Raw genomic sequence first — 22,021 nt, forward strand, 5'->3', positions numbered from 1 at the left:
CTCAACAAACCGGATCATCGCAGGTCACGGGGCACCTTTTGCATGCGATGACAGAACGTCACAGTTCCTGGAATTCATGGTGAAACGCCGAGGCTTGGCGTACTGGTCCACCTTCACGATCCGGTCGGTGGTCTCCGAGCCGGGCGACACCACCTCGACGACCAGCAGTACGTGCTCGGGGCGGGTGGGCGTGAGGTCGATGGTCTCCGACCGGTAGACGATGACGTCCGGACGGCGGTTGGTGAGGGGAACATCCTGCAGGCGGACGTCGAAGTCCGTGTCGGCGTTCCAGTCCGGGCCTGCGGCTGCGTCCAGGGCGTTGGCCAGGATGCGGGCCAGCCGGTTGTGGCGCTTGGAGGCGCTCGGGCCCACGACGACCATCCCGTCCACGATCTCGATGCCGGCGCACTGCTCCTCGGACCAGGAGTCGTACTGCTCCGCGCTGATCTGCGTACGCATCCACGCGGGCGCCACCATCTCGGCGGTCATGGTGTACCTCCTTCGAGAGGCCTCGGCAGGTCCGGCGCTGCTGCGCCAAGCCTACTGTTCCGAGGTGCCGGGCTGCCTGACTCGGAGGGGAAGGAGCCGCCCACCATGTCATGGCGCATAAGCGCAATTCGGCCAAGCGAGGCGGGCTCGTCAGTGTTTCACCGGTCGCGGAAGACGCTGTGAGAGGCTGGGGCGCATGAACCGGTTGGCTGGTGTGACCTCGCCTTACCTGCTTCAGCATGCCGACAATCCGGTCGACTGGTGGCCGTGGGGACCCGAGGCGTTCGAGGAAGCGAAACGGCGTGATGTACCCGTTCTGCTGTCGGTCGGCTACTCCGCGTGCCACTGGTGCCACGTCATGGCGCACGAGTCCTTCGAGGACGAGGCCACCGCCGCCGCCATGAACGCCGGATTCGTCAACATCAAGGTCGACCGCGAGGAACGGCCCGACGTCGACGCCGTCTACATGGAGGCCGTGCAGGCGGCCACCGGGCACGGCGGCTGGCCCATGACCGTCTTCCTCACCCCCGAGGCCGAACCCTTCTACTTCGGCACCTACTTCCCGCCCGAACCGCGGCACGGCTCGCCCGGCTTCCGGCAGGTCCTCGACGGAGTGCGCTCCGCGTGGAACGACCGACGCGACGAGGTCGACGACGTGGCCTCCCGCGTCACCGCCGACCTCGCCGAACGCCGCCTGAACGTCCCCGGGAACAGCACACTGCCCGGCGAGGACGTCCTCGGCGCCGCCCTCCTCGGGCTCACCCGCGACTACGACTCCACCCACGGCGGATTCGGCGCCGCCCCCAAGTTCCCGCCGTCCATGACCCTGGAGTTCCTGCTGCGCCACCACGCGCGCACCGGCTCCGAGGGCGCCCTCCAGATGGCCGTCGACACCGCCGAACACATGGCCCGCGGCGGCATCTACGACCAGCTCGGCGGAGGCTTCGCCCGCTACTCCGTCGACCGCGAATGGATCGTGCCGCACTTCGAGAAGATGCTGTACGACAACGCGCTCCTCACCCGCGCCTACACCCACCTGTGGCGCACCACCGGCTCCGCGCTCGCCCGCCGCGTCGCTCTGGAGACCGCCGACTTCATGGTCCGCGAACTGCGCACCCCCGAAGGCGGCTTCGCCTCCGCCCTCGACGCCGACAGCGACGACGGCACCGGCAAGAACGTCGAGGGCGCCTACTACGTGTGGACCCCCGCACAACTGCGCGCCGTCCTCGGCGAACAGGACGCCCGGCTCGCCGCCGCCCACTACGGAGTGACCGAGGAAGGAACCTTCGAGCACGGCAGCTCCGTACTGCGGCTCCCGGCCGGCGACCACCACGAGTACGGCGGCCCCGACCTGGAGGCCCTGGACCCGGACGGCCCCGGCCCCGACACACCCGGCACCGGTGACGACCGCAGGCGAGGCCCGCTCCTGGACGCCGAGAAGCTCCACTCCGTACGCTCCCGCCTCCTCGAAGCCCGCGCCGAACGCCCCGCCCCCGGACGGGACGACAAGGTCGTCGCTGCCTGGAACGGGCTCGCCGTCGCCGCGCTCGCCGAGACCGGAGCCGCCTTCGACCGGCCCGACCTCGTCCAGGCCGCCGTCGACGCCGCCGACCTCCTCGTCCGCCTCCACCTCGACCCGCACGCCCGGCTCACCCGCACCTCACGCGACGGACGCGGCGGCACCAACGCCGGAGTCCTGGAGGACTACGCGAACGTCGCCGAAGGCTTCCTCGCGCTGGCGTCCGTCACCGGGGAAGGCGTCTGGGTCGAGTTCGCCGGCTTCCTCCTCGACATCGTCCTCGACCAGTTCCGCGACGACTCCGGCGCCCTCTACGACACCGCCGCCGACGCCGAACGGCTCATCCGCCGCCCCCAGGACCCCACCGACAACGCCACCCCCTCGGGCTGGAACGCCGCCGCCGGAGCCCTCCTCTCCTATGCCGCGCACACCGGCTCGGACGCCCACCGCACCGCCGCCGAACAGGCCCTCGGCGTCGTCAGCGCACTCGGCCCCCGCGTACCCCGGTTCATCAGCCAGGGACTCGCCGTCGCCGAAGCCCTGCTGGCAGGCCCCTACGAGATCGCCGTCGTCGGCGACCGCGAGGACCCGCGCACCCGCGCCCTGCACCGTACGGCGCTGCTCGCCACGTCCCCCGGAGCGGTCGTCGCTGTCGGCGCCCCCGGCGAGGAGCCCGAGTTCCCGCTGCTCGCCGACCGCCCGCTCGTCGACGGCGCCCCGGCCGCGTATCTGTGCAAGGGCTTCGTGTGCGAACGCCCCGAGACCGACCCGGAGGCCGTCGCCGAACGCCTCGGCAGCCGAAGCTGAGACGGGCGGGTGGGGTGCCTGCCCGGGCGTGCACCCCTGTGCGGGGCCGGGGGGCACCACGTCCGGTGCCGGTCAGTCGCGGAGCCAGACGCGGAGATCGCCGAGCGGGTGGAAACCCGCCGCGAGCGCCCCGGCCAGCGCTTCGCCGGACTCGTAGCCGACAAGCGGGGAACCGGGAAACAGCAGGGCGGCGGCACCGACGACCGCTTCCAGCACCTGCGGCTCCTCGCCCTCCCGTACGGCGAAGAGATTCGACAGACCGATCGCACCCGCCGCCTCGTTGAGGACCGCCCCGCCACACAAGGAGCCGTCCTCGTCCCGCACCTCCAGGACCCGTACTGAAGGCTCGTCGAGCAGAGCGGCCCGAAACACGTCGACGGGCTCCTCGCTCCACACCCGCTGCCACCGCTCCAGGATTTCGGTCTCCCGCACGGCAACGGCCCGCAGACGAGGGGACGGGGACCGACGCTCGGCCTCCGGCAGGTGTATCCAGGTCGCCGAGAACAACTCGGAGAACCCGTACGGCGACAGGTCCAGGCACGCGTAACTGTCCTTGACCGTGGTTCCGGAGCCCGCGCCGTCGAGCAGGCGGGCGACCTCCTGCGCACGGGCGGCGTGGCTCAACGTCACCGCGTCCGGGTAGTACGGGGGAGTCGGACGCCCACTCCACCACACCCCGGAACCGAACGTGCCCGGCCCCTCATGGGTCGCGCACACAGTGGAACACCAGGCCGCATTGTTGAGGACGGCGGCGTCCAAGGGCGAAAGGGGAGGAGAGGGGGGAGAGGGAAGAGTCCCCGGGATGGTGGGGACTGGCGGCTGACTGGGGGAAGTCGACTGCTCGGGGCTGGACTTGGGTGGCATCGGGTCAGGGTGTACGCCGGGGGGCGGTTGGGCAAGCGGGTTTGGTGGGGGAGGGGTTCCCTGCCTAGTGCCGCTTGTCCTTCTGGGGCCCCCCTCCCCTCCCCTCCCCTCCCCCTCTCCGCCCCTGCCCCTGCCCCTGCCGCCTCTGCTTCCGTTGCAGGCCGTGCACCGGGTCCATGGGGCGAGGGCCGGGCGGAAGCGGTCGAGGACGTCGCGCAGTTGTTCCTCGGGGCGGTCGCTGTAGACGTAGGCCCCGGCCCACAGCTCCCGGCGGCGCAGCAGCCCACGGTCCCGGCTCAGCAGGACGCGGCGGTCGGCCGCGGAGCGGGCGGCGAGCGCGGGGTCGCCGATGTCCAGCGCCTCGTAGTCCGCGTCGACGCCGAGCAGGCGCAGGCGACGCGCCAGGGTGCCGAGATGGACGTCGAGGAGGAAACGCAGGGGAGCCCCGGGAACGGACTGCGGACGGTCCATCGGGCGGACCTCCACCGACTCCCCGGCCGCCGGTATGTGGGCGCGGCCGACCGGGCCGCCGTCCACGAGGAGGGCACCGACCTCGGTCAGCGGCAGGCCGAGGGACTCCACGACGTGGCCGAGGGTGGACGCCCCGTCCGTCGTGGCGGTGGTGGGGCCGTGGCGGCGGCCGGCGGGGACGAAGGTCTCCAGGCCGCGCCCGAATGCGATGACGATCTGCGGTCCGTTCACGCAGCCAGACTGGCATGGCGGGGCGACGGCTGCGCGGAGTTGTCCACAGGGGCGGGATGGTGGTCGTACAAGCAGTTCGGGCGGGCTTCGCGGGGGAGGTGCTGAGGGGGCGGAGGTCGTCCCCAGCGCCCCCGGGCAGCCCGCTCCCGTTCCCCCGCCCTTTCTCCTGTCCGTTCTTCCTCCCTCTCCCGTCAGAGCACGACGCCCCCGTCAGGGCGCGAACGCCTCCGTCAGGCCGCGAACGCCCCCCGTCAGAGTGCGAACGCCTCCGTCAGAGTGCGAAGCCGTTCGCGAAGGGGGAGAGGGCCCGGTCCACGAGGTCGGAGAGGTTGTCCTCGTGGTGGTGTTCGGCCCAGTACAGCGTGGTCTGGGACATCGCGCCGATCAGGCCCATCGCCACTGCCCTCACCTCCAGCTCCCCGGCGTCCCTTCCGGTGCGGGCGGCGATGACGCGGCACAGCATCGCGGTCGTCAGTGAGAAGCTCTCCAGCATCCTGGCGCGCAGCGCGGGCACCTCGTTCAGGAGGCGGGAGCGGACCCGTACCTCGTCGGCGTGGTTCTCGTACTGGTCGCGCAGCACGTGGTGCATCACCTGGCGCAGCGACTCGACCAGCGACTCGTCGGCGGGCCGGTTCGTCAGGGCGTCCTCCAGCAGCGGGTCGTACTCCTCCGTGAGGACGATGTCCTCCTTGGTCGGGAAGTACCGGAAGACTGTGCTGGGGGAGACCTCGGCCGCCTCAGCGATCTGCTCGACCGTCGTGCCCTCGTAGCCCTGAGCCGCGATCAGGCGGTAGGTCGCGGTCCGGATCGCCTGACGGGTCTTGATCTTCTTGCGTTCCCGAAGACCCAGGTGGGGAGTGGTTGCGGTCGCCGGGGACTGTACCGATTCCATGGCCTCATTGTCGGCCATCCCCGATGGGCGGGGCTATGCCCGGTGGCGTTCCGCGCCGTCCGCGACTGTGCCATCAGCTCGGCCGCCGTCCTTGTCGCAGCCGGTGCACGCCCCGCCGCCCCTTCTGTCCGCCTTGTCCGCCGCCCCGCCCGCCCTCTCCTGTCTGAAGGCAGTCGCTGGCAATTACTACTTTCAGTCAAATGTGGGGAGCCTTCTCCATTGTCCGAGACGTGTGTCACGCTGTGATGACGGTTGGTGAACCGAAAGTGATCACGGGATCGCGGAGGGCGCGAGGAGACGAGGAGGAGGCTCATGACGGGTGGTGCGCTGCGGGAAGGCGGGCGGACGACGCGTGCCAGGGCGGATGCGGAGGCGGGCGCCGAGGCATGTGCCAGGTGGGGAGGCCCCGGTTCCCGGGGTGGGGCGCGGTGGCGGGTGCTGCGGGAGGTGGTCGCGTTTCTCGCCGTCGCGGCCGCTGTCGTGCTGGGGTTCCTGGCCGGCGGGGCCTTCGTCGTGTTCGTCGTGGTGAGTGCCGGGGTGGCGGCCCTGACGTGGCGGGTGGCCGTGGCGTCGAGGCCGCCACGGCCACCGGGGGTGCGGCGGGCGCGGCCGCGCGCCCGGGGGTACTGGGGGTCAGGCGTGCTGGTAGGCCACCAGCGAGATGCCGACATAGTGCACGACGAAAGCCGCGAGCGTGAGGGAGTGGAAGACCTCGTGGAACCCGAACCACCGAGGTGAGGGGTTGGGGCGCTTGATGCCGTAGATGATCCCGCCCGCGCTGTAGAGCACGCCGCCCACGACCACGCACACCAGGACGGCGATCCCGCCGGTCCGCATGAAGTCCGGCAGGAAGAACACCGCGGCCCAGCCCATCGCGATGTAACAGGGCGTGTAGAGCCAGCGCGGCGCACCCACCCAGAACACTCGGAAGGCGATCCCCGCACCGGCCGCCGCCCAGATGCTCCACAGCAGCCACCGGCCCGTGCTGTCGGGCAGCAGCAGGAGCGTCAGCGGCGTGTACGTGCCCGCGATGATCAGGAAGATGTTGGCGTGGTCCAGCCGGCGCAGCACCGCGCCGGCCCGCGGCCCCCAGTCGCCCCGGTGGTAGAGGCCGCTCACGCCGAACAGCAGGCACGCGCTCAGCGTGTAGATCCCGCAGGCGACGCGGCCGCGACCGGAGTCGGCGAGGGCGGTCAGGACGAGACCCGCGACGACCACCGCCGGGAACATCCCGGCGTGCAGCCAGCCCCGCATTCTCGGTTTCACCACGGCGGGAAGGGCGATCTCGGCGGGCTCCCCCGAGGGGGCCGGGTGGTTCGGCGTCGCGTCGGACGCGGGCGCAGTCATATCGGCATCGTAAGCGAGGGCCTCGCCGTCTCCGAGGGTGCCCTGGAGGCGAAGGCGCGAGGCCGAGGTGCAAGGCGGAAGTGCGAGGCCGAGGTGCAAGGCGGAGGCGTGGCGGTCGCGGAGGGTGGGGGAGCGGTGGCGTCGGGCCCCGGTGTCGGGCCGGACGGGGTCGTGCCCTGCGTCACTCCGCTCAAATGTGAGGCCCCCTGGACAGATGGGCGAGAACGGCGCAGGATCATATGAGTGCGGTCGGCACCGGATGAGCGGCTACGAAGCATCCGGGTCGCAGCCCCCAAGGGGCACAACCCTCAGACCCCTCGCTTAGGAGCGATCGTGGCGCGCGACATCGCGGCTCCCCAGTACTCCGACCCGGACACCCCGCTTCCGACGGACACCCCGGCTTCGACAGGCACCCCCGCCTCTGCGGGTACCTCGGCCTCTGCGGGTACCTCGGCCTCTGCGGGTACCTCGGCCTCCGCGGGTACCTCGGCCTCCGCGGGTGCCTCGGGTTCTTCGGCGGTGGCCGCCCTCACCGTCGATCCCGGGCCCTCGCGTACCCGTCACCGGGCGCTCGTGGACTGGGTCGGCGAGATCGCCGCCCTCACCGAGCCCGAAGCGGTCGTCTGGTGCGACGGCTCCGAGGCCGAGTACGACCGGCTCAGCGCCGAGCTGGTCCACAAGGGCACCTTCAGGAAGCTCGACCCGACGCTGCGCCCGAACTCGTACTACGCGGCCTCCGACCCCTCGGACGTCGCCCGCGTCGAGGACCGGACCTTCATCTGCTCCGCCAAGGAGGAGGACGCGGGGCCCACCAACCACTGGCGCGACCCCGCCGGGATGCGTGAGGTCTTCCGTGGCAAGGAGGGGCGGGGCGGCGTCTTCCGCGGGTCGATGCGCGGCCGGACCCTCTACGTCGTCCCGTTCTGCATGGGGCCGCTGGGCTCCCCGCTGTCCGCGATCGGCGTCGAGCTGACCGACTCCGCCTACGTCGCCGTGTCCATGCGCACCATGACCCGCATGGGGCAGGACGTGCTGGACGAACTGGGCGAGGACGGGTTCTTCGTCAAGGCCGTGCACACCCTGGGCGCCCCGCTCCAGGAGGGCGAGGCCGACGTGCCGTGGCCCTGCAACCCCACGAAGTACATCTCGCACTTCCCCGAGGACCGCGAGATCTGGTCCTACGGCTCGGGCTACGGCGGCAACGCGCTGCTCGGCAAGAAGTGCTACGCGCTGCGCATCGCCTCCGTCATGGCCCGCGACGAGGGCTGGCTGGCCGAGCACATGCTCATCCTCAAGCTGACCCCGCCGCGCGGCGAGAGCAAGTACGTCGCCGCCGCCTTCCCGAGCGCCTGCGGGAAGACGAACCTCGCGATGCTGGAGCCCACCGTCAAGGGCTGGACCGTCGAGACCATCGGCGACGACATCGCCTGGATGCGGTTCGGTGCGGACGGCAGGCTGTACGCGATCAACCCGGAGGCCGGCTTCTTCGGCGTCGCACCCGGCACCGGCGAGCACACCAACGCCAACGCGATGAAGACGCTGTGGGGCAACGCCGTCTTCACCAACGTCGCGCTCACCGACGACGGCGACGTGTGGTGGGAGGGCATGACCGAGGAGCCCCCCGCCCACCTCACGGACTGGAAGGGCCAGGACTGGACGCCGGACTCCCCGACGCCCGCCGCGCACCCCAACGCGCGCTTCACCGTGCCCGCCGCCCAGTGCCCGATCATCGCGCCCGAGTGGGAGGACCCCCGGGGCGTGCCGATCTCGGCGATCCTCTTCGGCGGGCGCCGCGCCTCCGCCGTACCGCTGGTGACCGAGTCCTTCGACTGGAACCACGGCGTGTTCCTCGGCGCCAACGTCGCGAGCGAGAAGACCGCCGCCGCCGAGGGCAAGGTCGGCGAACTGCGCCGTGACCCCTTCGCGATGCTGCCCTTCTGCGGCTACAACATGGGCGACTACATGGGGCACTGGATCGACGTCGCCAAGGGCAGGGACCAAGCGGAACTGCCGAAGATCTACTACGTCAACTGGTTCCGCAAGGACGAGTCCGGCCGCTTCGTGTGGCCCGGCTTCGGCGAGAACAGCCGGGTCCTCAAATGGATCGTCGACCGGCTCGACGGCAGGGCCGAAGGCGTCGACAGCCCGATCGGCGTGCTGCCCGCCAAGGGCGCCCTCGACACCGAGGGCCTGGACCTGTCCGAGGCCGACCTCGACTACCTGCTCACCGTCGACAAGGACGTCTGGCGCGAGGAGGCCGCCCTCGTGCCCGAACACCTCAACACCTTCGGCGAACACACCCCGAAGGAACTGTGGGACGAGTACCGGGCGCTCGTACGACGTCTGGGCTGAGCCCCCAGGGCCCCCGGCTCCACCCCTCGGCAAAGACGGGTCCCCTCGTACAACGGCGTGCGAGGGGACCCGTCTCCCACGCGGCGGACCCACCGGTCACCGGTACGGGATCGCTCAGGCGGCGGCCAGCGCCGGACTGCCGCCCGACCCGGATGACACGGATGACACGGAGTGGCCGGCGGGGTCGGAGTGGCCGACTGCGCCGGTGCCGTCGGTCCGCGCGGCGTGCGCCTCCATCCGGCGGGCGGCCAGGATCGCCACCGTCGTGTCGGCGCGCGAGGCGGCCACGACCAGGGCCCGGCCCGCGAGCGCGTGCGCCCGGACGTGCAGGGCCGAGAGCGCCGGCTCGTGGATCGCGCGGACCACGGCCGCCGAACGCGCCGGGGCGTCCCCGCGCCGCAGCCTGGCGATGTGCCGGGCAAGCTCCCCGGCCGCCTCGTCCAGGTCCCCGGCACCGTCGTCGGGGGAGAGGGAACGCAGTTCGTCGGTCACCGCGAGCAGGGCGGCGAGATGGCCCGCGAGCTGGATGTCCAGCTCCTCCTCGCGTGAACGGTGCGGGAAGGAAGCCTGGTCACCGGCCGGAGAGTGCACCGACTTGCTGCGGATCGGTTCATACATGGGGGCCTCCAGGTGGTATCTGGGGGCCATCCTACCTTGGATCGTGTCTAAGTTAGAACGTGTCCAAAGTGGCGCCGTGGACTTTCCCGGTGCCGCGCGCCGTGGCACCGGGCGCGACCGGCTCAGGTCTGGCTGTAGCCGTCCAGGAAGTGCCCGATCCGGGTCACCGCCTCCGTCAGGTCCTGGACGTTCGGCAGCGTCACGATCCGGAAGTGGTCCGGGTCCGGCCAGTTGAAACCGGTGCCCTGCACGACCATGATCTTCTCCTTGCGGAGCAGGTCGAGGACCATCTCGCGGTCGTCCTTGATCTTGAAGACCTTCGGGTCCAGGCGCGGGAACAGGTACAGCGCGCCCTTCGGCTTGACGCAGCTCACCCCCGGAATCCGCGTCAGCAGCTCGTACGCGGTGTCGCGCTGCTCCAGCAGCCGGCCGCCCGGCAGGACGAGGTCGTTGATCGTCTGGCGCCCGGTGAGCGCCGCGACCACCCCGTGCTGCCCCGGCATGTTGGCGCACAACCGCATGTTCGCGAGGATCGTGAGCCCCTCCAGGTACGAGGTGGCGTGCGCGCGCGGACCGGAGACCACCATCCAGCCGACCCGGTAGCCCGCGACCCGGTACGCCTTCGACATGCCGTTGAAGGTGAGGGTCAGCAGATCCGGCGCCAGCGCGGCCGTCGGGGTGTGCGTCGCACCGTCGTACAGGATCTTGTCGTAGATCTCGTCGGAGCAGACGAGCAGGTTGTGGCGGCGCGCGATGTCGGTCAGGCCGCGCACCATCTCCTCGTCGTAGACGGCGCCCGTCGGGTTGTTCGGGTTGATGATGACGAGGGCCTTGGTGCGGTCGGTGACCCGGCGCTCCACGTCGGCGAGGTCCGGCATCCAGTCGGACTGCTCGTCACAGCGGTAGTGCACCGCCGTACCGCCCGCCAGCGAGACCGCCGCCGTCCACAGCGGGTAGTCCGGGGCCGGGACCAGCACCTCGTCGCCGTCGTCCAGCAGACCCTGCATCGCCATGACGATCAGCTCGGAGACGCCGTTGCCGATGAAGACGTTCTCGACGTCGGACTCCACGCCCAGCGTCTGGTAGTGCATCGTCACCGCGCGGCGCGCCGCCAGCAGGCCCTTCGCGTCGCCGTAGCCGTGCGCGGAGGACACGTTGCGGAGGATGTCCTCCAGGATCTCCGGCGGGCAGTCGAAGCCGAAGGAGGCCGGGTTGCCGGTGTTGAGCTTCAGGATGCGGTGACCCGCCGCCTCCAGCCGCATGGCCTCGTCGAGCACCGGGCCCCGGATCTCGTAACAGACATTGGCGAGCTTCGTCGACTGGATCACCTGCATGTCGGTCACCTTACGGCCGCGTTAACCGGGCTGCGAGGCGATTGCCCCGCACCCCCCGGACCGCCCCGGACCCGCTCGCCGGGTCACGGCTTCCTTTCCCACGCCGTCCCGCCCGCCCGGCGTGGCTTTACGGTGCCCAGCCCCCGGACCGGCTTGGAATGTGGCGGTCCGCTCCCCGCGCCCGCCCGGTCGCGTGAGTTCCGCCACCTGTGAGCACGGACACCCGGGAGCGGCGGGCCGAGGACCCGGGCGCGGGATACGGATTCGTCGCCCCGGGCGCCCGATGGTCCTCGACCTGGCACGGCGCACCGGTCCGGCCGGGGACGCGGAGCGCCGAGCGTTGAGCCCGCGCCCCGGCCTGACCCCTCCTCCGGTCACCCCGCAGCGCCCGGCCCCGTCCCGGCGGTCCCCTCCGGCTCCTCGTCCTCGGCCGTTCTGCTGCCCGGCCAGCCGGGGCAGCAGCCCGTCGTCTCCAGCAGGCCGCTGATGCGGTCCGGGGAGACCGGACGGGAGTACAGCCAGCCCTGTCCCGTGTCGCAGCCCATGCCGCGCAGCCGCTCCGCCTGTCCCCGCGTCTCCACGCACTCCGCCGTCACCGACAGGCCCAGCCGGTGCGCCAGCTCCACCAGCGCCTGCACGATCACCTCGTCGGCCCGGTGCGCCTCGCCGGGCGGGGCGTCCGTCTCCCCGGCCGCCTCGCCCCGTGTCTCGTACGGGAAGCCGCGCACGAACGATCCGTCGAGCTTGAGCACCGACACCGGGAGGCGGCTGAGGTACGACAGGTTCGAATAGCCCGTGCCGAAGTCGTCGATCGCGATCCGCACCCCCATGTCGCTCAGCTCCTGCAGGGCGCGCAGCGGCCTGCCCGTCTGCCCGACGACCGCCGACTCCGTCAGCTCCAGTTGCAGCAGCTCCGGGGACAGACCCGTCTCCTTCAGGACCGTCGCCACGTCCCCCACCAGGTCCGAGTCCCACAGCTGCCGCACCGCCACGTTGACGCTCACGAACACCGGCGGGCTCAACGGATGGTCCCGCTGCCACGCGCGCGCCTGCGCGCAGGCCGTACGCAACACCCAGCGGCCCAGCGGGACGATCGAGCCGTCCTGCTCCGCCAGCTCGATGAACCGGCCCGGAGCGAGCCGCCCGAACCGGGGATGACACCAGCGCACGAGCGCCTCGACGCCGTGCAGCGTGCCGTCCTTCAGGGCCACCAGCGGCTGGTACTCCAGCTCGAACTGCCCGTCCTCGACCGCCGGGCGCAGCGCCGAGGACAGCACCTGCCGGGTACGGCACCGCTCGGCGCGCTCCGCGTCGAACAGGGTCCAGCGGTCCCGGCCGTCGCTCTTCGACCAGCGCAGCGTCGCGGTCGCCGCCCGCATCAGGTCCGCCGGGCTCGTCTCGCACGCGTGCCGCTCCACGACCCCCACCGAGGCCGACAGGGACAGCCGCCGACCCGCCACCTCGAACGGCTCCCGCACCGCCCGCACCGCCGACTCGGCGAGCGCCGTCACCTGCTCCTGACCACGGCAGTCCTCGATCAGCAGGCCGAACTCGTCCCCGCCCAGACGCGCCACCAGCGGCACCGGGCCCGGCCCCGGGGCCGCCGCCCGCGCGCACCCCGTCAGCCGCTCCCCGACCATGCGCAGCAACCGGTCCCCGACCGGATGCCCGAAGGTCGCGTTGAGCGCCTCGAAACCGTCCAGACCCAGACAGCACAGACCGACCCGGCCCGAGTCGCCGCGCCGCCCACCCTCCTCCAGCGCCTGCGCGAGCCGCACCAGGAAGTGCGCCCGGCCGGTCAGCCGGGTCACCGGATCGTGCCGGTGGGCGTGGCGCAGCCGGGTCCGCAGCTCGTGGCGCAGGCTCACGTCGTGCACCGAGAGCAGCACCGTGTCCTCGCCCGCCATCCGGTCCACGGACACCTGCGCCCACACCACCCGGCCCGCCGGAAGCCGCAGCCGGCGCACACAGCGCAGGTGACTCCTGCGGCCCCGCAGCAGGTCCCGGTACCCGCGAGCCGAACGCGGATCGGCGGACAGCCCCGTCAGCTCCCCGGCCGCCCGCCCGGTCAGCCCCTCCGGGCCCACCGCGAACAGCTCACGCAGCGAGGCGTTCGCCGAGACGATCCGGCCCGCCGCGTCCACCACGGCCATCGGCAGGGGAGTGCTCGCGAACACGGCGCGGTAACCCACTCCAGGGACCGCTCCGGCCGCCTGTGGAGCGGCCGCCTGTGGAGCGGCCACCCCCGGAGCGGCCACCCCCGGAGCGTCACGCTCGGTGAGGCCGAGGCGGTGGCTGTCCGGGGCGCCGCCCGGGTCCGGCGGATGCGCGGCGAAGGTCGGCGGCAGGCCGGTGCCGTCTCCCCCCGGCAGGTCCGCGCCGGCCGCGACTGACGGTCCCTCGGACGTTCCGTTCACCGCTCGCTCCCGCCGTTCGCCAGGGTGTCCGTACTGGAAAGTGTGCCGATCATAGAGGCCGACCGGAGGGCCGTTCCAGTGATTCGGGGGCGTGTGGAGCGCACGGAACCCCAGGTCCGACCACCGATGTTCACTTGCCTCCCGGCCTTGTCCTTCGAGGACGTGAATGAGTCGTTCCCCGACCGAATGTGACGCTGCGTGAAAGGGGAGGGTTTCGCTCGCCCGCGTGCCCGCTCACTCGCCCGGGTCAGATAAACAGGGCATGAGTAAATAAACCTCCGCAAGGTGGTGGACGTGTTCCGCCCCTCGCGCCCGCACCTCCGCGTACCGCGCCAACTGCCCCCGGGGACCCGCCCCCGAGGCCGTCGGTGGTGGCGTCGCGCGCGGCCGGGACCGGTCCCGCGCGACCCCGGCCGGCGCCGCCCCGCCGCCTTCCCCGACCGCCTGCGCGACGGATTCACCGGCGCCCCGGACGACGTCGCCTCGCGCGCCCCCGCCGCACCACCCGGCCTCCCCCCGGGCCCGCCCGGTTTCGCCGGACCGCCCGCGCCCCGCGAGCCCGGGCCGTACCCGGGCGGGTCCGCGCGCCACCGGCTGTCCTGGCCCCGGCGCGCCGCGGCGGCCGTGACCGCGCTCGCCGCGCTGGCCGCCTGCTCGCTCGTCGCCGCCCCCGCCCTCGCCGACCTGCGCGCCGGACCCTGCGCCCTGCCCCGCACCGCCGCCCACCACTCCGAGGGCCTCAACACCTGGAACGGGTCCTACCCGAGGCCCGACGGGCGTCTCGACGCAGTCCTCGTCTACCTCTCGTTCCCCGGCACCGACCCCGCGACCAGCCCCCGGCAGCTCAGCGGCGACTACTTCCCCGCCACCAGCCGCTTCTACGACACCGCCTCCTACGGCCGCACCCGGCTCGTACCGCACGTGCGCCCCGACTGGGTCCGGATGCCGAAACCCGCCGCCGCCTACGCGATACAACGGGACTGGAACGGCGGACAGCGCTCCGCCTACCTGCGCGACGCCCTCGCCGCCGCCGACCCCGGCACCGACTTCGCGCGCTACGACCTCGTGTACTTCGTCGCCGACCCCGACGCGCCCGGCGTCAACTCCGACGCGACCAAGGTCGTCAACCTCGGCGAACCCCTGCACGCCGACGGCAGGGCCCTGCGCCGCATCGTCACCGTCTTCGAACAGCACCCGCCCGACCACAACGTCCTCGCCCACGAGACCGGACACGTCTTCGACCTGCCCGACCTCTACCGCCGCCCCGCCGACGGAAAGGGCGACTGGGACACCCACGTCGGGGACTGGGACCTCATGGGCAGCCAGTTCGCGCTCTCCCCCGACTTCCTCGGCTGGCACAAGTGGAAGCTCGGCTGGCTGCGCGACACCCAGGTGTCCTGCCTGCGCGGCACCGGCACCACCCGGCTCAGCCTCGCCCCGCTGTCCGCGCCCGCCGCCCCGCCCGGCGTCCGGGGCGCTCCCCGCCTCGCCGTCGTCCGCACCGGCCAGTACACCGCCCTCGCGATGGAGATCCGCACCGCCGCCGGGAACGACCGGACGACCTGCACCGAGGGACTGCTGCTGTACGAGGTGCACACCGACACGGCGTCCGCCGAGGGCCCCGTCAAGGTCCTGGACGCCCACCCCGGCAGCGGCGCCTGCGAGGGCACCTCCGTCCTGCCCGCCCTCGCGGACGCCCCCGTCGGCGTCGGGGAGACCTTCTCCGTACCGGGCCGGACGCTCCAGGTCGCCGTGGAGGGCACCGGGCCCGACGGGGAGTGGACCGTCCGCGTCACCCGCACCCCCTGACCCTGACCCGGACCCCGGGCATGCGGAAAGGCCCCCCGCTCGCGCGAGGGGCCTTTCCGTGTCGGTGCGCCGCCAGGGACTCGAACCCCGGACCCGCTGATTAAGAGTCAGCTGCTCTAACCAACTGAGCTAGCGGCGCCTGCTGACGTCGTAGACATTAGCACCCTGGTCGACGGGAGGAAAAATCGATATCCGCACCTCCGACCTGGCCGCCCGGGAGGCCGCCCACAGGAGCACCTCCGGGCCCGGCAGCCAGGGCGCCGCCGAGTCCGGGGCGACGAGCCAGCGCGTCTCCTGACCGGCGTCCGGGGACGGCTGCGCGGCGGGCAGCGTCACGACGTCCCCGGCGCCGTGGCACAGCAGCGGCGGTACGGCGTACCGGTGGCGGCCGCCCCATTCCTCCCAGCGCAGCAGCGAGAGCAACCGGTCCCCGGTACCGGGCGCCGCGAAGATCAGCACCCGGTCCCTGCGGACCACGAGCGGGCCGCAACCCGGCCCCTGGGCCCACAACCGGTCCACCACGCGGCGGCCGAACAGAGCCGGGGCGTTCACCAGGTCGAAGGCCGTGCCGCACGGCACGACGAGCGGTGAACCGGGCCGGTCGTCCCACCGCGCGAGGGTCTCCTGCGGACGCGCCGTCGCCGAGGCCAGCCACCGGGCCCCGGCCCGCGTCATCCGCCCCGCGTCGTCGCCGCCCGCCAGGGACGTCTCCCCGCCTCCCGGCACCACCTCGTCGGTGCGCCGGCCGGTCCTGCCGCTCATGGTGTCGAGATCCACGCTGCTCATACCCTCACGGTCCCCCCGCCCGCGGACGCGTTCCACGAACTTGGCGGAAACAGGGACAGAAAGGCGGGGCGAGGCGTACGGTGCGCGGTCACCCGGCATATGCCGGATGCGGACGGCCCCGGGCACCCGCGCGTACGGGGCTGTCGAGGCTGCCGCGCGCGGCTGGGCCGCGGCTATTTCTCGACCGCGCCGCGCAGCAGGTCGTGGCCGAACTCGATCATCTTCTTCGCGTAGTCCTCGGTCCACTCCGCGCGCTCCGCGATCGCCGCCGGGGTGAGCCGGTCGAAGCGGCGCGGGTCCGCGAGCTGGGCCGCCGCGAGCGCCTGGTACTCCAGCGAGCGGTCCGCCGCGGCGCGGAAGGCGTGGGTCAGCTCCGTCGCCCGGTCCAGCAGCAGACGCGGATCGTCGATGTCCTCCAGGTCGAAGAAGTGCTCGGGGTCGGCGGCCGCCGCCTTCGGCTCGAAGAGCAGCGGCGCGGGACGCGGCCGCGGCTGCCGTTCGGGCTCCGCCATGAGGGTCCTCCTGTCGTACGCGTACGGTTCGTGCGGTCCCGCGGGGGTCCGCTGGTCGTGTGTGCGGCCGGGCGGTGGACCACCCACCATTGTCCCCCGCACCGCAAGGACGAGCCTTGGCCCAAGGTCGGTGGCGCGGGGGGACGCGCCCGGTCCCCGTGCTGTCAGCAATCCAGGCCCACGCGATGTTCCGCGAGATGGGCCAGGACCGCGTGGTTGGCCTCCCAGCCGTCGGGGAAGCGCAGGGTGACGCCCAGCTGCACCGGCTCCGTCGACGGATGCTCGTCCAGCAGTTCGGCGACGCCCGCCCGGCACACCACGACGCACGCGTGCCGGTGCCGGGAGGCCAGGACGCACAGGCGGCCCGTCTCCAGATGGAAGGCCGTCGCGTCCGGGCGGCCCGACAGCGGGTGCAGGACCACCGTCACGTCGTACTCGCGGCCCTGGAGCCGGTTCGCCGTGTCGACCGTGACCTCGGTGATCCCGAGGCGCGACAGCGCCGCCCGGACCGCCGCCGCCTGGTCGCGGTGCGCCGTGCCCACCGCCACCCGCGCCGCCGTCACCGGCTGCGGACCGCCCTCCTCACCCGCCGAGGCCGCGACCCCGCCCCGGTCCAGCAGGCGCCGCACGACCTGCGCGACCGCCGCCACCGCCTCCGGGTCGGTACGCGGAGTGTGCCGGGCCGGCAGCTCCAGCAGCCCCCAGCCGGACAGCGCCGCCTCGTCCAGCACCCGGTCGTGCGCCGAACCGTCCCCCGCGACCCCGAAGCCCAGCGTCCGCTCCCCGGGCCCCGTACCGCTGCGGAACGGCGTGTACGGGTAGAAAGCCGCGCTCACCAGCGGGGCGGCCGAGGCCGGCAGCCGCCAGGACACCGGCAGCCGGTGCTGCGGCAGCCCCGGATTGTGCGCGAGCAGCGTCGCCACCGCGCTCGCCGAAGGGTCGTAGGACAGCCCCGCCCACTGCTCGGCGCCCACGATCGAGAACGGGTCCAGCTGCCCCGGGTCACCCACGAACAGCGCCCGCTCGAACAGCCCGGCCACCGCGAGCAGCGCGTCCGAACGCATCTGGTACGCCTCGTCCACGATCGCGTGCGGCCACGGCTCGACGTCCTTGACGTGCGCCCACTTCGCGGCCGTCGACACCACGACGGGCAGTTCCGCGAGGTCCCCGACCGCGCTCGACGTCCGCACCTGCTCCAGCGCGTCCAGCGCCGGGTCGTACGCGTCCTGGTCACTGCTGTGCAGCCGCCCCACCGGCAGGCCCGGGTCCTTCGCGGCGAGCCGCAGCACCAGGTCGTCGACCTGCGCGTTGGTCTGCGCCACGACCATCAGCCGCCGCCCGGCCGCAGCCAGCTCCAGGGCCGCCCGCACGACGAGCGTGGACTTGCCCGCGCCCGGCGGCGAGTCCACCACCACCCCGCGCTCCGTCCCGTGCAGGGTGTCCGCGAGGATCGCCTCCGTGGCCCGCGCGGCGAGCGCCGAGGGGTCGAAACCCCCGCCGGCCCCCGCCGCGGTCGCGGCGGTCGTCGTCGTCACAGCAGGTCCTCCTCGGTGACCGGGTCCGGCGGTTCCGGCAGCGGTACGTCCTGCGGACCGGACGGCGGGCCGCCGTGCGTCCACGGGGTGTCCTCCGCCTCCGGCAGCGCCGCCCCCGGCCGCTGGTCGTGCGCGAAGAGCGTGAAACACACCGTGGCGCCGACCTCCGGCACCGACCCCTCGGCGGGCTCCCTGCCCCGGCCCATCCGGTCCAGGACCCTCAGCACGAGCGCCCCCTCCTCGTCCGTCCGTACGTACTGCGCGGTCTGCGGCTTCCCGTCGAGCACCCGGAACACCTTCATGCGCTCGGCCACCTGCGGACGGTCATCGGTGCGCAGGGTGAGCAGCGGACGGGGGCTGGGCCGTCTGCTGTCCGTGTACGTCATCTCGACGCCCGTCACCTCGCCCACGAACGCCTCACCGGACAGCCGCCTGGCCGCCATGACCAGCGGGTCGTCCAGCGCCTCCTGGGCGTCCAGCCGGGCCTGCTCGCGTTCGCGCGCGGCCAGCTTGCGGGCGGCCGTCACCGCGTCGTCCCGGCGCGGCTGCGGCGGCTCACCGGCCGCGATCCGGTCCCGGTGCGCGGTGTACGACCAGCGGTCCCTCGTCCACCGCTCCTGCGCGTACCCGCCCTCCGGCAGCTCCCGCAGCAGGTCCAGGCCCCGCCACACCGCGTCCCAGGTGGGCCGGGTACGGCTGAGGACCAGCCCGCCGATCTCCCGCTCGGCGGCCGACAGGGCGCCCAGCAGGCGGTCCGCCTCCCCGCCCTCCTCGGCCCCCGCCAGCGCCGCGCGCGCCCGGTCCCAGCGCTCGATCGCCGGGGCGAGCAGCCGGTTGTCGAAGGCCGGGTCGGTCGCGGGACCGGCCGGTGGCAGCCGCAACTGGCCCTCCCCGTCCCGGTCCAGCTCCGCCGCGAGCGCCGCCTCCGCACCGCTCAGGCCCTCCGGCGGGTCCAGCCACGCGAGCAGCGCCCCGAGGTGCTGGTCCTCCAGATTGCTCTGCCCCGTCGCCCAGTGCCGCGACAGCAGCTCCGTCATGGGCAGCAGCAGCGCCGAACCCGGCACCCGCGAGCGCTCCCCGAAGTGCGTGAGCCACCGGCCCAGCAGCGGCACGTGCGGCGGCGCCGGATAGGGCGCCTCCGGGTCCTGCTCGGCCGTACGCCGGAACCGCATCGAACGCCCCAGCAGCCGCAGGAACTCCACGCCCGGCCGGCTCGGCACGATCAGCTGCGGGGCGTCCTTGCACAGCTCCGTCTCGACGGTGACCCGCTTGCCCGTCCCCGGATCGGTCTCCTTGCGCTCCACCGCCTCCACGTCGCCCGCGAACCCGTCGACGTACGGCAGGACCACCGAGGCCAGCGCGGACAGGAAGCCGAAGCGCAGCTCGCGGTCGCGGGGCTGCGGGACGAACAGCAGCCGGGGCTCCGCCCGGTCGCAGCCCACGAGCGCGCCCAGCGGGGCGCCCGCCTCACCGGCCGTGACGAGCGGCACCAGGACCAGCGGGCGCGGGGACAGACGCCGGTGGCGCACCGTGGTCAGCGCCTGGGCCCGCCCCGTGTGCACCGCCTCCAGCCGCGCGAGCGTCGAGATCAGCGACATCTCAGACCTCCCACCCCGGACCGGCCCCGGAAGCGGCGACGGCCCCCGCCAGGGCCTCCTCGCGCAGTTCCTGGGCCCGGCGCAGGGCGGCGACCGCCGGGTCGGCCGGGTCGCCCGCCTCCCCGTGGGCCGCCGCGAGCACGTCCGCGACCGTCGTCAGACCGCCCAGCTCGCCGCGCACCGTACGGCCGAGCGCCGTGACCGCCCCCGCCCCGCGCGCCCGCGACCGGCAGTGGAACGCCAGCTCGCAGGCCGACAGGCACTCCGGCGCGTACACCGCGGGAACCGCCTCCACCGCCGCCGTCAGCTCGTCGGCCGGAAGCTCCGTGTCGAAGGCCGTGCCCTCCGGCAGGGCGCCCGCGATGTCCTCGACGCGGGTGAGCCGGGACAGCTGCCTGCGGGTCACCGCGAGCTGCTTGCGCACATCCACGGCGGCCCCCGCCGGGAGGTTCGAGAAGTCCTTCGGGCACACCAGCAGCACCCGCTCCCGCACGCGCGGCGCCGGGTCCAGCCGCGCCGCGACCTCCTGGAGCGCCAGGACGTACACCGCCGACTGCCGGGCCGCCGCGCCCACCTTCGTGGGGTCCGCCGCCCCGTCGATCATCGGGAAGGACTTGATCTCGACCACCGCCCACGAACCGTCCGGGGCGACCACCACCGCGTCCGGCTCCAGGAAGGCGGGGGAGCCCGCGACGTCCAGCGCGAGCATCGGGTGGTCCAGCAGCGTCCAGCCGCCCTCGGCGACCGCCTCCCGCAACGCGAGCGCGGTCCGCGCCGCCCGCCCCTGCGGACCCGCGGCCGACAGATCGGGCACGCGCGCCAGTCCCGGCACCGGCTCCGGGCCACCGCCCAGCCGCTCGTGCGTCAGGCGCAGCAGCTCGGCGCCGCCGTCCGCCTTGACCCGGGCCTCGAAGGCGTTGCCGCGCATGAAGGCGAACTGGGACTGGCCCGCGTCCGAAGGGGCACCGAGCGCCCGGGCCAGCTCCGCCTTGTCGACGCCCGCCCCGTCGAGCAGGGCCCGCCGGTCGCAGCCCGGGTTCGCGGCGAGCGCGGCGAGCGCGCGGGCGTCCAGCGGCCGGGCCGGGACCTCCGGTCCGCGCAGCTCAGCGAGCCGCCGCCGGAGCCCCGTCCGGTCGCTCTGCCGGGGCAGGTCCGCGCCCCCGGTCGGCTCCTGGGGCGAGGGGGTGCTGCTGGGGTATTCGCTCACCCGCCGAAGTCTCGCATCCACCACCGACAACCGGTTCGCGCACCGCGACCGGGGACGCCCCAGGAACCTTCCCGGTGCCCGCAGAGGCGCCCTCCACCGGGGAGCGCGCCACGAGCACGCTGTGCTCCGCGGCGCCGCCAAGACGCACCCGTACACGCCCGGCCCAGCGCAGGACCGGACGGCTCAGCAGCGCGCCCGCGCCCATCACGGCCACCCCCGCGAGCGCGTCCAGCAGATAGTGGTTGGCGGTGCCCATCACCACGAGCGTCGTGACCAGGGGGTAGACGATCCCGGCCGCGCGGGCCCAGCGGCTGCGCCCGTGCCGCCACAGCATGACCCCGCACCACAGCGCCCAGCCCACGTGCAGACTCGGCATCGCCGCGTACTGGTTGGTCATCCCGCCCAGCCCCCGCGGGGCGCTCGCCTCGCCGCCCCACCAGCCGTACGAGCTGTAGTGCGCCATCGTGTCGACGAAGCCGTGCCCGGCGGCGAGCAGCCGGGGCGGACAGGTGGGCAGCAGCGTGAAGCCGATCAGCCCGATCATGGTCGAGGTCATGAGCCAGGTGCGGCCCGCCCGGTACACCGCCGTCCGGTAGCGGAACAGCCAGACCAGGACGGCCGGGGTGACGACGTAGTGCAGGGAGGCGTACCAGAAGTCGGCGGGAATCCCGAGCCAGGGCTCGCGGGTGAACAGCCGGTTCAGCGGGTGTTCGGCGTTGATCCGGAAGAACTTCTCCACCCGCAGGATCGCCAGCCCGTGGTCCACGGCCTGCGCGACGTCCCCGCGCGCGACCAGACGGCCCGCCGAGTACGCCCCGTACACGAGGAGCAGGAGAGGTATCTCCGTCCACCAGCGCAGCCGGGTCACCCCGGCCGGCCCCGTGTCGGCGACCGGTGCCTCGGTCCGCTGCATCCGATCGCACTCCCTATCCCTGGCCGGCGGCGGCCGACTGCGGCGCCCCACTTTACGACGTATGCGGTTGTCCGCCAGGGGCTGGTACCGGCGCCCGCACGACCTCGCACGTCACGCCCTCGCCTGCCCCGCTTCACGCCGTCTTCATCCCGGGGGCGGCGATTCATAGGACGCGACAGGACGCGCCGGGGTTGCCCCTGGGGCGGGAGGGACGAGCGGGGGCGGTGCGGGATGATGGGGTCCGCGTGCGGGGGCCCGGTTCGCGGGCCGCGCGCGCACCGGTAATCCGGCGCCTCCGGCCGCACGCCCGGCGGTGCCCG

Annotated in this window: 14 protein-coding genes, 1 tRNA gene and 2 pseudogenes; 3 read left to right on the forward strand and 14 right to left on the reverse strand. The window is 73.4% G+C overall.

The genetic code is table 11. The features are described 5' to 3' along the window. Positions 1 to 93 precede the first annotated feature (93 nt). Positions 94 to 489 (reverse strand): annotated as a pseudogene (locus AB0J21_RS06525) (Uma2 family endonuclease); the annotation flags it as partial. 196 nt (positions 490 to 685) lie between these two features. Between AB0J21_RS06525 and AB0J21_RS06530 the strand changes: the two are divergent. After that, positions 686 to 2,815: a thioredoxin domain-containing protein gene (locus AB0J21_RS06530; RefSeq protein WP_363144726.1), complete on the forward strand. Its 2,130-nt coding sequence runs from the start codon at positions 686 to 688 to the stop codon at positions 2,813 to 2,815. A 1,014-nt stretch (positions 2,816 to 3,829) separates the two neighbouring features. On the opposite strand, the pseudogene AB0J21_RS06535 reads toward AB0J21_RS06530, so the two are convergent. From AB0J21_RS06535 to AB0J21_RS06545, 3 genes and pseudogenes are all read right to left on the reverse strand, one after another. Then, a pseudogene (locus AB0J21_RS06535) lies at positions 3,830 to 4,381 on the reverse strand (Mut7-C RNAse domain-containing protein); the annotation flags it as partial. A 271-nt stretch (positions 4,382 to 4,652) separates the two neighbouring features. Further along, entirely contained in the window at positions 4,653 to 5,273 is a 621-nt protein-coding gene (locus AB0J21_RS06540; protein WP_363144727.1) for a TetR family transcriptional regulator, read from the reverse strand. Between the two features lie 633 nt (positions 5,274 to 5,906). Beyond that, positions 5,907 to 6,620: a hemolysin III family protein gene (locus tag AB0J21_RS06545; RefSeq protein ID WP_363144728.1), complete on the reverse strand. Its 714-nt coding sequence runs from the start codon at positions 6,618 to 6,620 to the stop codon at positions 5,907 to 5,909. 519 nt (positions 6,621 to 7,139) lie between these two features. Between AB0J21_RS06545 and AB0J21_RS06550 the strand changes: the two genes are divergently transcribed. After that, positions 7,140 to 8,972 (forward strand): phosphoenolpyruvate carboxykinase (GTP), encoded by a 1,833-nt coding sequence (locus AB0J21_RS06550; RefSeq protein ID WP_363144729.1) that lies wholly within the window; start codon positions 7,140 to 7,142, stop codon positions 8,970 to 8,972. A 114-nt stretch (positions 8,973 to 9,086) separates the two neighbouring features. Here AB0J21_RS06550 and AB0J21_RS06555 read toward each other — a convergent pair whose 3' ends face one another. The 3 genes from AB0J21_RS06555 to AB0J21_RS06565 all read right to left on the reverse strand — a co-directional run bounded on the left by AB0J21_RS06555 (position 9,087) and on the right by AB0J21_RS06565 (position 13,116). Beyond that, complete coding sequence (locus AB0J21_RS06555; RefSeq protein WP_363144730.1) at positions 9,087 to 9,590, reverse strand: hypothetical protein; 504 nt, start codon at positions 9,588 to 9,590, stop codon at positions 9,087 to 9,089. A 122-nt stretch (positions 9,591 to 9,712) separates the two neighbouring features. Next, positions 9,713 to 10,924: a pyridoxal phosphate-dependent aminotransferase gene (locus AB0J21_RS06560; RefSeq protein WP_363144731.1), complete on the reverse strand. Its 1,212-nt coding sequence runs from the start codon at positions 10,922 to 10,924 to the stop codon at positions 9,713 to 9,715. A gap of 374 nt (positions 10,925 to 11,298) precedes the next feature. Beyond that, entirely contained in the window at positions 11,299 to 13,116 is a 1,818-nt protein-coding gene (locus AB0J21_RS06565; protein WP_363145199.1) for a bifunctional diguanylate cyclase/phosphodiesterase, read from the reverse strand. A gap of 819 nt (positions 13,117 to 13,935) precedes the next feature. Between AB0J21_RS06565 and AB0J21_RS06570 the strand changes: the two genes are divergently transcribed. Then, positions 13,936 to 15,150, forward strand: coding sequence for a M6 family metalloprotease domain-containing protein (locus AB0J21_RS06570; protein ID WP_363145200.1), 1,215 nt, complete (start codon positions 13,936 to 13,938; stop codon positions 15,148 to 15,150). A gap of 65 nt (positions 15,151 to 15,215) precedes the next feature. On the opposite strand, the gene AB0J21_RS06575 is transcribed toward AB0J21_RS06570, so the two are convergent. The 7 genes from AB0J21_RS06575 to AB0J21_RS06605 all read right to left on the reverse strand — a co-directional run bounded on the left by AB0J21_RS06575 (position 15,216) and on the right by AB0J21_RS06605 (position 21,701). After that, positions 15,216 to 15,289: transfer RNA gene (locus AB0J21_RS06575), tRNA-Lys, on the reverse strand. Next, positions 15,280 to 15,825 carry a hypothetical protein gene (locus AB0J21_RS06580; protein WP_363145201.1) on the reverse strand — a complete coding sequence of 182 codons (546 nt, stop codon included), beginning with the start codon at positions 15,823 to 15,825 and terminating at the stop codon, positions 15,280 to 15,282. Before AB0J21_RS06580 ends, AB0J21_RS06575 begins: the two co-directional genes overlap by 10 nt. A gap of 284 nt (positions 15,826 to 16,109) precedes the next feature. After that, a complete protein-coding gene (locus tag AB0J21_RS06585) occupies positions 16,110 to 16,448 on the reverse strand; it encodes a hypothetical protein (RefSeq protein ID WP_363144732.1) in 339 nt (112 codons plus the stop codon). A gap of 164 nt (positions 16,449 to 16,612) precedes the next feature. After that, positions 16,613 to 17,983, reverse strand: coding sequence for an AAA domain-containing protein (locus AB0J21_RS06590; protein ID WP_363144733.1), 1,371 nt, complete (start codon positions 17,981 to 17,983; stop codon positions 16,613 to 16,615). Then, a complete protein-coding gene (locus AB0J21_RS06595) occupies positions 17,980 to 19,581 on the reverse strand; it encodes a hypothetical protein (RefSeq protein WP_363144734.1) in 1,602 nt (533 codons plus the stop codon). The genes AB0J21_RS06590 and AB0J21_RS06595 overlap by 4 nt, the downstream gene beginning before the upstream one ends. 1 nt (position 19,582) lies before the next feature. Continuing rightward, positions 19,583 to 20,731 carry a hypothetical protein gene (locus tag AB0J21_RS06600; protein ID WP_363145202.1) on the reverse strand — a complete coding sequence of 383 codons (1,149 nt, stop codon included), beginning with the start codon at positions 20,729 to 20,731 and terminating at the stop codon, positions 19,583 to 19,585. Then, positions 20,685 to 21,701, reverse strand: coding sequence for a phosphatase PAP2 family protein (locus AB0J21_RS06605; protein ID WP_363144735.1), 1,017 nt, complete (start codon positions 21,699 to 21,701; stop codon positions 20,685 to 20,687). The genes AB0J21_RS06600 and AB0J21_RS06605 overlap by 47 nt, the downstream gene beginning before the upstream one ends. Between the last annotated feature and the right edge of the window lie 320 nt (positions 21,702 to 22,021).

Source organism: Streptomyces sp. NPDC049954 (genome assembly GCF_040656295.1).
In the GTDB taxonomy this organism is placed as follows: Bacteria; Actinomycetota; Actinomycetes; order Streptomycetales; family Streptomycetaceae; genus Streptomyces.

Coding starts and splice junctions, on each gene's coding strand:
- AB0J21_RS06530 (WP_363144726.1), top strand. CDS start 686: ATGAACCGGTTGGCTGGTGTGACCTCGCCTTACCTGCTTCAGCATGCC.
- AB0J21_RS06540 (WP_363144727.1), bottom strand. CDS start 5,273: ATGGAATCGGTACAGTCCCCGGCGACCGCAACCACTCCCCACCTGGGT.
- AB0J21_RS06545 (WP_363144728.1), bottom strand. CDS start 6,620: ATGACTGCGCCCGCGTCCGACGCGACGCCGAACCACCCGGCCCCCTCG.
- AB0J21_RS06555 (WP_363144730.1), bottom strand. CDS start 9,590: ATGTATGAACCGATCCGCAGCAAGTCGGTGCACTCTCCGGCCGGTGAC.
- AB0J21_RS06560 (WP_363144731.1), bottom strand. CDS start 10,924: ATGCAGGTGATCCAGTCGACGAAGCTCGCCAATGTCTGTTACGAGATC.
- AB0J21_RS06580 (WP_363145201.1), bottom strand. CDS start 15,825: ATGACGCGGGCCGGGGCCCGGTGGCTGGCCTCGGCGACGGCGCGTCCG.
- AB0J21_RS06585 (WP_363144732.1), bottom strand. CDS start 16,448: ATGGCGGAGCCCGAACGGCAGCCGCGGCCGCGTCCCGCGCCGCTGCTC.
- AB0J21_RS06595 (WP_363144734.1), bottom strand. CDS start 19,581: ATGTCGCTGATCTCGACGCTCGCGCGGCTGGAGGCGGTGCACACGGGG.
- AB0J21_RS06605 (WP_363144735.1), bottom strand. CDS start 21,701: ATGCAGCGGACCGAGGCACCGGTCGCCGACACGGGGCCGGCCGGGGTG.